Source organism: Pseudomonas sp. LAMO17WK12:I10 (assembly GCF_900215185.1).
In the GTDB taxonomy this organism is placed as follows: domain Bacteria; phylum Pseudomonadota; class Gammaproteobacteria; order Pseudomonadales; family Pseudomonadaceae; genus Aquipseudomonas; species Aquipseudomonas chlororaphis.
In genome coordinates this window covers 1-1,186 of the sequence record NZ_OBDX01000095.1, presented here as the reverse complement: position 1 = coordinate 1,186, position 1,186 = coordinate 1, and the positions used below count along the sequence as shown (strand labels likewise).

Annotated in this window: 1 protein-coding gene; it reads right to left on the bottom strand. The window is 59.5% G+C overall.

What is annotated here, in order from left to right:
* Window positions 1-1,186: Ig-like domain-containing protein (locus tag CRO75_RS32265; RefSeq protein ID WP_177409825.1), on the bottom strand; the 1,186-nt coding region annotated here is incomplete at both ends.

Below are 1,186 nucleotides of genomic sequence, written 5' to 3'. Positions count from 1 at the left end.
CACCGACCACGACCTCCTTGACCGCACCGCCCCAGGTCAATTTCACCGTGCTGCCCGCTTCGGCGGTACCGTTGACGGTGACCCCGGCAGCCTTCTCAGTAGCATTGATCGCATTGTCACCTGATATAGGCGCAATAACAGCCGCAGCCGCAACAGTATCAACCGCAATAGAACTTGTAGCACTTGAGGTGTTGCCCGCCGCATCAGTGATAGTCGCCCTCAAGGTTGTGTTGCCATCAGCCGGCACTTGGTCACTGGTAAAAGTCGCGGCCCACTTGCCATCCATATCAGCCAAGACTTCCTTGACAGTCCCGCCCCAGGTCAACTTCACCGTGCGACCCGCTTCGGCGGTACCGCTGACGGTAACCCCGGCAGCCTTCCCTGCACCATTGACGGCAGCAGGGACACTGCTAATCACCGGCGCGGCAGCTGGATCGGTATCCACCACGATCGCTTGCGCGGTGGGGCTCGATGCGTTGCCCGCCGCATCGGTGACAATCGCGGTCAGAGTCGTGTCGCCATCGACTGGTACTTGATCGCTGGTAAAGGTCGAAGTCCACTTCCCGTCCTTATCCGTCACGACTTCTTTGGCAGTACCTCCCCAGGTCAATTGCACCGTGCTGCCTGCTTCGGCGGTACCGCTGACGGTAACCCCAGCCGCCTTCTCGACAGCATTGATCACATTGTCGCCAGCTACAGGTGCAATTACCGCCGCAGCCGCACCAGAATCAACCGTAATAGAGCTTGTAGTGCTTGAGGTGTTGCCTGCTGCATCGCTAACAGCCGCACTCAAAGTTGTTTTGCCATCGGCCGGCACCTGGTCGCTGGTAAAGGTCGCGGACCACTTGCCATCCATATCAGCTACGACTTCCTTGACAGTAGCACCCCAGGTCAACTTCACAATGCGACCTGCTTCGGCGGTACCGCTGACGGTAACCCCGGCAGCCTTCGCCGCACTATTGACGACAGCAGGAACACTACTAATCACCGGCGCAGCCCCGGCATGGGTATCTACCTCGATAGCACGCTTGGTGGGGCTCGACGCGTTACCCGCTGCATCGGTAACAGTCGCACTCAGGGTTGTATTGCCATCGGCCGGCACCTGGCTGCTGGGAAAGGTCGCGGACCACTTACCATCCGCACCGACCACGACCTCCTTGACCGCACCGCCCCAGGTCAATTTCAC